We start from the raw sequence: 9614 nt of genomic DNA on the forward strand, positions 1-9614 counted from the left end.
CGAATGATGCCACTATCGCAGCGGGGAACTCTCGAACTGTGCAGATAGATTATTCGCCCATTTGTACGTTGATCGCCTGGGGGCCTTTGCCGCGGCGATCCGGCTCTGTTTCAAATGAGACCTTTGCCCCCTCGTCGAGTGCCGGAAGCCCCGACTGCTGCAACGCGGAGATGTGTAGAAACACATCCTTGCCGCCATCGTCCGGCGTGATAAAGCCGAACCCTCTCGAATGATTGAAGAATTTGACCGTACCGGTCTGACGCATGGGAAGCTCCTTTCCCGCTCCAATTGGTCCGCGCGCAGGCGCGGAAAATCAGGCAAGTCTAAGAAACGGGAAAAGAAACCACGTCGCAGGAGCGTACGCGGCCAGTCTCCACCCTGTTCGCAGTCTGCCCTGAAAGCGCCTCACTCTAGGGGCGTCAGGCAGTTCTGCGCAAGGCCCATTGCGCGCTCACGTAAGTGAAACGGGTGTTTAGTTGGGGTAGGGCGCAGTGTTCGGCGCGCCGTCGAGCGTATAGCCGCCAGGCGAATAATTGAACCCGGGGTAATCGTAAGACGGCTCTGGCATTCGGGGTTCGCCCCAGACGTCGCTAAGGGTCCAAGACGTGCCCCCGATGGCCGGGCCGCGATGGGGCTTCTTGAACAGGCCTTGGTTGGACCCGCGCTGCGACTGCTGTTGCTGCGCCACAGCGGTATCGAACGCCACGAAGGTCAAAGACGCGACGATCAGGAATGCCGCGTAGGGGAGAATCGTCCGAAGGGCGGGGCGGGTCAGCATGGGCGTCATGGCTCCGTTGGATAGGGCGGATCTAAGCCCCTGCGAATCTTAGCATTTCATCGGTCACGAAAGCGTTGCCGCGCCCGCACCTTAGAGTCGGCATTCAGGCTCCGATGGGCCGACTATGCCGCCTTTGGGAGCCACTGCCTAGCGCATCTGTGCAACGGTCTGCATTAGTTTGGCGGGAAAAAGGAAGACGCCGGGCGCAAAGGCCCGGCGTCTCGCGGCTCTGGATCTCGCACGATATGGAGAAACACAAGTTATTTCAATGGAATAGTGTTCCAGAAGGCCTATTTGATCCGCTTCATGCGGACTTTGGCGGTCCCTGAGTTGATCATGCCGATCTGAGCGGCTGCCGCCTTCGACAGGTCGATAATTCGGCCGCCGGTGAACGGGCCGCGGTCGTTGATCCGCACGACCACCGATCGGCCGTTGCGGAGATTTTCCACCAGCACTTTCGAGCCGAATGGCAGCGACCGATGTGCCGCCGTCAGTGCATTCGGGTTCATCCGCTCGCCGCTGGCCGTTTTGGAGGTCAGCGCGTACCAGGAGGCACTTCCGACCTGGTCCGCCATCGCGGCACTCACAGTCACCATCAAGGCGGCCCCCAAAAGACCCGCGGCAATCGACTTCGCTCGCACTTTGACCATGCGTATTGGCTCCTTTGTTCCAATTCTTGGGAGGTTTTTTGCTTGAGAGCCGGTGACAATCGCGCCGGCAGCACTTTTTGTGCAGCGCATCAATCTATGGAACAAAAGGGCAAAAGATCGGCTCGCCCACGGCCTTAGAGAGGCCATTTCGGGGCCGGTCGTGACCGTTTCTACAATCTTTACAAGAGATTAGCGGCGCCTGGGAGGGCCGGCGCCGCCTATGGGCAAGGGGCGATTGCTGGATCGCTACATAGTGGCCAAAGGCCGCCAAACCATGTTGTTCAGATGCTTGACCGACGCCTGATCTTTGGGCGGGTCACGAAACGCGCCCAAACCTTTGCCAAATGGCGCCAAATGCTTGCCCTTTTCGATTCCTACTGTAACAATCGTACGAAGAACACAAACCTCAAGGGAAACACCAAAGACGGTTCAGGAAGACTACGATGCAACAGAAGAAGACGGCCTCCGCTTACCAGGAGCGCCAAGAACTCGCGCCCAGTGGATCGACTGGAGCCGAGCCGATGACGGGGGCACAGGCCTCGCACCTCAAGAATTTGGCTGAGGAAGTGCGGGAACCGGAGGCGTACCGGCAAGGACTGAGCAAGGCTGAGGCTTCTCGGCGCATCAACGTGCTGACAGAGAAGCTTCGGATCGGCGAGTTGCCGCCGCACACCGATTGAGGCCTTTCCCAGTTGCGGCGGCTTCGGCGACGCACTGGTTAGACTGCAAAGATGACATCCTCTTGGCTTGACGGACGCGCCGCGACTGGGTTCATTGGCGCGCATGGCTAGATATTCCCTGACACGCATCATTTCGACGTCGGCGCTCGCTGGCCTCTGTGCGGCGGTGCTGCTCGGCTCGGTTTCCACCGCCTTTGCGCAGCGATGCCCCGGTCCTTCGGGCTTCAACAAGTGGCTGCACGGGTTCAAGAAGCAGGCGATTGCCGAAGGTATCTCGCCGCAGACCGTGGCCGCCGCGCTGAACGGCGTCACCTACGATCCGAGGACCATCAAGAAGGACCGCGCGCAAGGTGTCTTCGCGCAGGACTTCAACACGTTCTCCAGGCGCATGGTGTCCAAGAATCGCCTGCAAGCTGGCAAGGCCAGGATGCGGAAATACGGGAAAACGCTCAAGCAAGTCGAACAGCAATACGGCGTGCCAGGGCCCGTGCTCGTCGCCTTTTGGGGTCTGGAGACAGATTTCGGCGCCTTCATGGGCGACATGCAGAGCATTCGCTCCCTGGCCACGCTGAGCTACGACTGCCGCAGGCCGGAAGAATTTCGCGTTCAACTCATGGATGCGCTGCGCGTCATCGATCGCGGTGACTTGACGCCGTCGCAAATGCGCGGACCCGCCCATGGTGAGGTGGGACAGTTCCAGTTCCAGCCCAGCACTTACTACAAGTATGCCGTCGACTACGATGGCGACGGGCGCCGCGATTTGGTGCGCAGTGCAGGGGACTCGCTGGCATCGGCCGCGAATTACATCCGGGCGAAGGGCTGGCAGCCGGGGCAGCCCTGGCTCGAAGAGGTCATTGTGCCCAAGAACCTCCCTTGGGATCAGGCGGACGTCACTATTCAGCGGCCGCGCCTGTTCTGGTCGCGTTACGGGGTCACCTACCGCAACGGTAAGCCGGTGCCCGCGGACAACGTGCCCTCGGCGCTCCTATTGCCGATGGGGCGGAACGGACCGGCTTTCCTGGCCTATCCGAACTTCATCAACATCTATCTCGACTGGAACAACTCGCTCATCTATTCGACGACGGCCGGGTACTTCGCCACGCGCCTTGGCGGCGCGCCGCCGCTGCGTCGCGGCAATGCGCCGGTATTCTCGGCAGCCCAGAACAAGCAACTTCAGCGGCTTCTGCAGCAGCGCGGTTACGACGTGGGCAAGATCGACGGTGTGATTGGCGCCGGCACCCGCGCGGCGATCCGCGACATGCAGGTCAAGTATGGGTTGCCGGCCGACTCCTATCCGAGCCAAGCGTTGATTCGGAAGTTGCAGGCCGGCGGATAAGGTCCACCGGCCTGTCTGTTGGCGGCTGGCTGCGCCTACTTGGTGCGCCGCCAGATCAGGTGGTCGAGCGAGATCGCACCGGGCCCGCGCGCAACGAGCAAGAACAGCAGCGCGAACCACAGAATATGGTCGGGCCAGCCTGACGGATAGACGAAGATCTGGATCACCGCGACCATGCCGATAAAGGCCAACGCCGTGAGGCGGGTTGCCAGGCCGACGACCAATAGGACCGAGCCGACGAGTTCTTGGTAGGTCGCTATGTAAGCCGCGACATCCGGCGGTAGAATCGGCACGTGGTATTTTTCGCTGAAGAGATAGAACGTCGAGTCTTTGACCTCGAAGACGCCGTTGATTTTGGTTTGAGCGGAACGCCAGAAGACGTTTGCTACCGCGAGCCGCGCGACCAGCGCGACGATGCTATACGGAATGCGCTCGGCAAGTCGGCGTCCGGCTTCCAGCCAATCGATGAGTGCAGACATTTCGGCTCCCTCCCTCTGTGAGCGGCGTGATGGTGTCACGCTAGCCGAGGTTGCCGTCACTCGGGGCTCATATCTGCTCACAAGCGCTTGAGCGGGGGTGATGCGAAAAAGCCCGGCGCTAGGCCGGGCTTTTCGATGCAGGAGCATCGCTTTCCAACGGCGCTGCCGGCACGTCCGCTTCCCAGCGGACAGGGCTGCCGCGTCACCGGCGCATGCTGGAAGGCTTACTTATAGGGCACCGGAGCCGGCGGAAGCTCGGTGACATAGGTCTGCTGGTGGTGATGGAAGCAACCGCCCAAGGCGATGGTGGCGGTGAAGACCGCAAGAGCAATGATGATGCGCATGACTGATTCTCTTTACGCTACTGAATACCAACTCGGTACAGCGCTTAATTTCGCCGGATAGGCTTGAGAAACGGTTAATGCGCGCCCCGTTTTAGAACGAGGCGTCGGAGGCTCGCGTACAGCAAGAATGAGCGGCCAGGCTCCGGCTTAATGGCCCTTGCCCTTGAAGGCACGTGTGCCGGGCTTGCCCGACTTTGAGCGTGGGCGCGCGGTCTTGAGCGGGATCTCGCGGTTGTGCGGGCCCATCTCGTCGAGGTCCGGCTTGTGCGGTCGAGAGATGTCTGCCGCCGCGGCCGAACGCTCGACGTCCGACTGGCGTGCGAGTGGGTCGTTGGCGATGGCGAGTTCGGTTTGGCGCAGGCGCTTGACCTCGTCGCGTAAGCGCGCGGCTTCCTCGAATTCGAGATCGGCCGCCGATGCGCGCATGCGCTTCTCCATGTCGGCGATCACGCTTTCAAGGTTATGCCCGATGGGCATCTGATCTTCCTCGCTGAAGCCGGTGCCGGCGTCGACCAGCACATGGTCGCGCTCGTAGACGGAGGCGAGAATGTCGCCGATGTTCTTCTTCACGCTTTCCGGCGTGATGCCATTCGCCTTGTTCCAGGCCACTTGCTTCTCGCGGCGGCGGTCGGTTTCCGCCATGGCGCGTTCCATCGACCCGGTGATGCCGTCGGCGTAGAGAATGACGCGGCCATCGACATTGCGCGCCGCGCGGCCAATGGTCTGCACCAGCGAGGTCTCCGAGCGGAGAAAGCCCTCCTTGTCGGCATCGAGAATGGCGACCAGTGCGCATTCGGGAATGTCGAGCCCCTCACGCAGCAGGTTGATGCCCACGAGCACGTCGAAGGCGCCCAGCCGCAAATCGCGGATGATCTCGATGCGCTCCAGGGTTTCCACGTCGGAATGCATGTAGCGCACGCGGATGCCCTGTTCGTGCATGTACTCCGTCAGGTCCTCGGCCATGCGTTTGGTGAGCGTCGTCACGAGCACGCGATAGCCGGCGTCCACGACTTTACGGGTCTCGTCGATGAGGTCGTCCACTTGCGTTGTGGCCGGACGCACCTCGACCGGCGGGTCCACGAGCCCGGTCGGCCGGATCACCTGTTCGGCGAAGACGCCGCCGGTCTGCTCCAGCTCCCATCCGCCCGGCGTTGCCGACACGTAGACGGTTTGCGGCCGCATGGCGTCCCACTCCTCGAAGCGCAAGGGCCGGTTGTCCATGCAGGAGGGGAGGCGGAAGCCATACTCGGCGAGCGTGGACTTGCGTTTGTAGTCGCCGCGGAACATGGCGCCGATCTGCGGCACGGTCACGTGGCTCTCGTCGGTAAAGACGAGGGCATTGTCGGGCAGGTACTCGAACAGCGTGGGCGGCGGCTCGCCGGGCTTGCGGCCCGTGAGATAGCGCGAGTAATTCTCGACGCCGGCGCAGGAGCCGGTCGCCTCGATCATCTCCAGATCGAACAGGGTGCGCTGCTCCAGCCGCTGCGCCTCGAGCAGGCGCCCGGCGCCGTGCAACTCGGTGAGACGCTGCTTCAGCTCCTCCTTGATGCCGCGAACGGCCTGCTTCAGCGTCGGCTTCGGGGTCACATAGTGTGAATTGGCGTAGACCTTGACCAGGCTGAACTCGTCGGTCTTGGCGCCGGTCAGAGGATCGAATTCGACGATGCTTTCGATCTCGTCGCCGAACAGCGAGACTCGCCAGGCGCGATCGTCCAAATGGGCGGGCCATAGCTCGATGGTATCGCCGCGGACCCGGAAGCTCCCGCGCACGAAGTTGACGTCGTTCCGCCGGTATTGAAGGGCGACCAGATCGGCCATCAGCTGGCGCTGTTCGATATTGTCGCCGCGCTTCAGGGTGAAGGTCATGGCGGTATAGGTCTCCACCGAGCCGATACCGTAGATGCACGACACGCTGGCCACGATGATCACGTCGTCGCGCTCGAGCAGCGCGCGTGTCGCCGAGTGGCGCATGCGGTCGATCTGCTCGTTGATGGACGAGTCCTTCTCGATATAGGTGTCGGTGCGCGGGATATAGGCCTCGGGCTGGTAGTAGTCGTAGTACGAGACGAAATACTCGACCGCGTTCTCCGGGAAGAAGCTCTTGAACTCGCCGTAGAGCTGCGCGGCAAGCGTCTTGTTCGGCGCGAGGATGAGTGCCGGGCGCTGCGTCTCCTCGATGACTTTGGCCATGGTGAAGGTCTTGCCCGAGCCCGTGACGCCGAGCAGCACCTGATCGCGTTCACGGGCGTTCACTTGGCTGACGAGTTCGGCGATCGCGTGGGGCTGGTCGCCCTTAGGCTCCAATTCCGTCTCGGTCTGAAGGGCGACGCCGCCTTCGGACTTCTCTGGCCGCGATGGCCGGTGCGGCGTGAACGCGGCCGTCTCGCCCGTGACCAGCGGATGCTCCTGGATCAGCGGTTGGGGCGCTTCGCCGAATCCCGGATCGCGCCGGTCGCCGGCAAGCGGCAGACCGGCCGCCTCGCCGGTGACGGCGCGCGGCTCCGCCCGGGAGCCGAAGGTCTTGGGAGCGCGAGGGGGCATAAAGGCGAATATGGCGGCGGGGAGAGGGCTTGGCTAGAGGCGCGCCGCCGCGCTACCAGGCGGTCATGGCGACAATCGCCGCCATCCAAAACATGGCCAATAGCTGGACGGCGAAGAAGCCGAAGCGGATGGCGACCGTGCGGTTGGTCTCGCGGAAAATCATATGGATCAGCGTCTGGCCGATCCGCGCGATGAGAAGGACGATGGCGAGCTGATCGAGACGCGGGGTATCGACCCCGGCGATCGCGGCGGTGATAGCGATCGCGCCATAGACCGGCAGATTCTCGACGCAGTTGGCGTGGGCCCGCACGGCGCGGCAATACGCGGGCGCTCCCTCGGCCACGCCGCCCGGGAAGTCGGTCAACTCAGCTTTGCTGGACAGGATTAGGCTCCACCGATGGAGACCGACGCCAGCCAGAAGCACGAGCAGGGTCCACACGGCCAATGTCAGCAGAACCCATAGAGGAACGGTCATCGCCTCATTAGCCTTCCAGTTCCTCTCGGACCTGCGCGTAGCTGATCAAGGCGAAGAGTACGGTGCCACCGGCCACGTTGCCGAGCAGGGTGGGGATGAAGAAGCCGCCAACGGCCTGCCCGATGCCGACCTCGCCGATGAGGCACATGTAAATGGCCTCGACGGACCCAGCGATGATGTGGGTGAAGTCGCCGAGCGCGATGATGTAGGTGATGAGGGTGATGATGAAGATCTCGGTGCCTTCCGAGGACGGAAGCATCCAAACCAGCGCGGCGATCAGCCAGCCCGCCATGATGCCCTTGACGAACATCTCGGTCGGGCTGTTGGCCATGAGGTGGCGGCCGATCTCGGTGATGGCGGTCTGGGTCTGATCGGAGAAGGCACCCGAATAGGCAAGGAAGGCAGCAAACACGAAGCAGCCGACGAGATTGCCGGCGAGGACGATGCCCCAGAGGCGCAACACGTCCCAGATGCCGCTCCAATCCTTGCGGACCATGACGGGCAAGACGGCAGTCAGCGTGTTCTCGGTGAAGAGCTGCTGACGGGCGAGGATCACGATCAAGAAGCCGACGCAGTAGCCGAAATCGGCAATCACGGTCCGGCCCGGGAAGTCGCCCAAAGTCGCTTCGAGCAGAGCTTGGGACAGAACGGAGAAGCCGATCGAAAGACCGGCCGCCAGGGCCGACCACCACAGCGCGGTGAATGTGCGCGCAAGCTCCGCCTCACCCTCCAAGCGGATGATCTCGTAGACAACCGCAGCGCGCAGACGACGGCGTTCCTTGACTTCCTTGGTTTCATGCCGCGTCAGCCCCTCCTGCGTTTGGGGGGTCTTTGTGCTTGCGCCTTGCTTGGTCATGGGCTTCCTTGTCGCGAATCGCTCATGTTGGTCCCAAAATAGCGGGCCTAAGGCGGCGTTCCTATCGGTCGCTTTCCCGGGACGGAAGACCATGGCCACCATTCTCTCTTTGATGCACGGGACGCATTTGTGGGTCGTGGCCCTCATCATGATGGTGGTGGCGGAGGTCTATGCGGTCGGGCTCATGCTCATGAGCCGATATCGTTACGGCGCCGACCGCCTCAAGCTCAACAATGAAGTCGCCGGGTTCAAATTCGCCGTGGTGGGCGTGTTCTACGCCGTCATGTTGGCTTTCGTCGTCATCGCCGTTTGGGAGAACTACAGCGAAACGGAAAATGCCGTCCGGGAGGAGGCTAAGGCCGCCGTCGATCTCTACCACGTGGCGGAGGCGATACCCAATCAGGGTGACGATATCCAGGCGGGGGTCATGAGGTACGTAAAAGACGTGCAGACGCACGCTTGGGATAGCATGGCGGTTGGCGAGCGTAACGAGGTCGTGGCCAGGGACCTCAGGGCTCTGAACAGTGCCGTTCTCAAACTGCAGCCGGAAGACGATAAGGAACTGGTGCTGTTCCAGCACGCGCTCACCTTGGTGACCTTGATTGCCGACAGCCGAAACGAGCGGCTCGACAGCGCAAGTGGGTCGGTACCAGGGGTGCTCTGGTTTGTGTTGATCGTGGGCGGCCTGATCACCCTCGGCTATCCGGCGTTCTTCGCCGCGTCAAATGCCGGCGCGCAAGTCCTTATGACAGTGGCCCTCGCAGCGCTTGTAGCGTTGTCTTTGCTCTTGGCGCTTGCCTTCGACTTTCCGTTCACCGGGAACCCTCACATTTCGAAGGAACCGTTCGCTGAAGTGCTCCTGCAGATGGAATGAAGTGCGGCAAACGCACTTCGCAAACGAATCGTTTTGCACGCGCAATGTACAGTTTGCTGCGCATCGCGTTGCGCGCGGAAAGAATTGGTTGTTGACGTTAAGCGAATAGTGCCCGTTAATTTGCCATTTTCTGATGCAATCAGCGTATACTAAAAAAAACAATTGACTTGCCATGTGGGACGGCAAGCTTGGACCAAGTGTAGCGTGATTCGATGTATGCGTCGTTTGAACGGGTAACGACATCTAAAACAGAATCGGAGCGAAGCTATGGCCACGAGATCAACTGGACGTAAGACGGCACGGGCCGCGCGGAAGACCGGTCGCAAGACTGCGCGGAAAGTGCGGAAGACCGCTCGCAAGACGACCGCTCGACGGAAGACCGCGGCGCGCAAGACAGCACGGAAAGTGCGGAAGACCGCTCGCAAGACGACCGCTCGGCGGAAGACCGCGGCGCGCAAGACTGCGCGGAAAGTGCGGAAGACCGCTCGCAAGACCGGCGTTCGGCGGAAGACCGCGGCGCGCAAGACTGCGCGGAAAGTGCGGAAGACCGCTCGCAAGACCGGCGTTCGGCGGAAGGCCACGGCGCGCAAGACAGCACGGA

Annotated in this window: 11 protein-coding genes; 4 read left to right on the forward strand and 7 right to left on the reverse strand. The window is 61.9% G+C overall.

Annotation, left to right across the window (positions count from 1 at the left end; genetic code table 11):
• Nucleotides 1-49 precede the first annotated feature (49 nt).
• The 3 genes from ABY454_RS01620 to ABY454_RS01630 form a co-directional block, all read right to left on the reverse strand.
• Nucleotides 50-265 (reverse strand): cold-shock protein, encoded by a 216-nt coding sequence (locus tag ABY454_RS01620; protein ID WP_372928424.1) that lies wholly within the window; start codon nucleotides 263-265, stop codon nucleotides 50-52.
• Nucleotides 266-472: 207 nt separating this feature from the next.
• On the reverse strand, nucleotides 473-778 hold the full coding sequence (locus tag ABY454_RS01625; protein ID WP_372928425.1) for a hypothetical protein: 306 nt from the start codon (nucleotides 776-778) through the stop codon (nucleotides 473-475).
• A gap of 290 nt (nucleotides 779-1068) precedes the next feature.
• On the reverse strand, nucleotides 1069-1428 hold the full coding sequence (locus ABY454_RS01630; RefSeq protein WP_372928426.1) for a septal ring lytic transglycosylase RlpA family protein: 360 nt from the start codon (nucleotides 1426-1428) through the stop codon (nucleotides 1069-1071).
• A 443-nt stretch (nucleotides 1429-1871) separates the two neighbouring features.
• On the opposite strand from ABY454_RS01630, the gene ABY454_RS01635 reads away from it, so the two are divergent.
• Both ABY454_RS01635 and ABY454_RS01640 read left to right on the forward strand, forming a co-directional pair.
• Nucleotides 1872-2108: a DUF3072 domain-containing protein gene (locus ABY454_RS01635; RefSeq protein ID WP_372928427.1), complete on the forward strand. Its 237-nt coding sequence runs from the start codon at nucleotides 1872-1874 to the stop codon at nucleotides 2106-2108.
• 103 nt (nucleotides 2109-2211) lie between these two features.
• Nucleotides 2212-3444, forward strand: coding sequence for a lytic murein transglycosylase (locus ABY454_RS01640; protein ID WP_372928428.1), 1233 nt, complete (start codon nucleotides 2212-2214; stop codon nucleotides 3442-3444).
• A 35-nt stretch (nucleotides 3445-3479) separates the two neighbouring features.
• Here the strand turns inward: ABY454_RS01640 and ABY454_RS01645 are convergent, their stop codons facing one another.
• The 4 genes from ABY454_RS01645 to ABY454_RS01660 form a co-directional block, all read right to left on the reverse strand.
• Entirely contained in the window at nucleotides 3480-3923 is a 444-nt protein-coding gene (locus tag ABY454_RS01645) for a DoxX family protein (protein ID WP_372928429.1), read from the reverse strand.
• 491 nt (nucleotides 3924-4414) lie between these two features.
• Entirely contained in the window at nucleotides 4415-6808 is a 2394-nt protein-coding gene (uvrB, locus tag ABY454_RS01650) for an excinuclease ABC subunit UvrB (protein WP_372928430.1), read from the reverse strand.
• Nucleotides 6809-6860: 52 nt separating this feature from the next.
• Complete coding sequence (locus tag ABY454_RS01655; protein ID WP_372928431.1) at nucleotides 6861-7283, reverse strand: MAPEG family protein; 423 nt, start codon at nucleotides 7281-7283, stop codon at nucleotides 6861-6863.
• A gap of 7 nt (nucleotides 7284-7290) precedes the next feature.
• A complete protein-coding gene (locus tag ABY454_RS01660) occupies nucleotides 7291-8139 on the reverse strand; it encodes a formate/nitrite transporter family protein (RefSeq protein WP_372928432.1) in 849 nt (282 codons plus the stop codon).
• A gap of 91 nt (nucleotides 8140-8230) precedes the next feature.
• Here ABY454_RS01660 and ABY454_RS01665 point away from each other — a divergent pair, with 91 nt between their 5' ends.
• Entirely contained in the window at nucleotides 8231-9013 is a 783-nt protein-coding gene (locus tag ABY454_RS01665; RefSeq protein WP_372928433.1) for a hypothetical protein, read from the forward strand.
• Nucleotides 9014-9418: 405 nt separating this feature from the next.
• Nucleotides 9419-9614, forward strand: a 196-nt coding sequence (locus tag ABY454_RS01670; RefSeq protein ID WP_372928434.1) for a histone, incomplete at its 3' end; no start/stop codon positions are given.

This window comes from Methyloceanibacter sp. (assembly GCF_041573655.1).
Taxonomy (GTDB): Bacteria; Pseudomonadota; Alphaproteobacteria; order Rhizobiales; family Methyloligellaceae; genus Methyloceanibacter.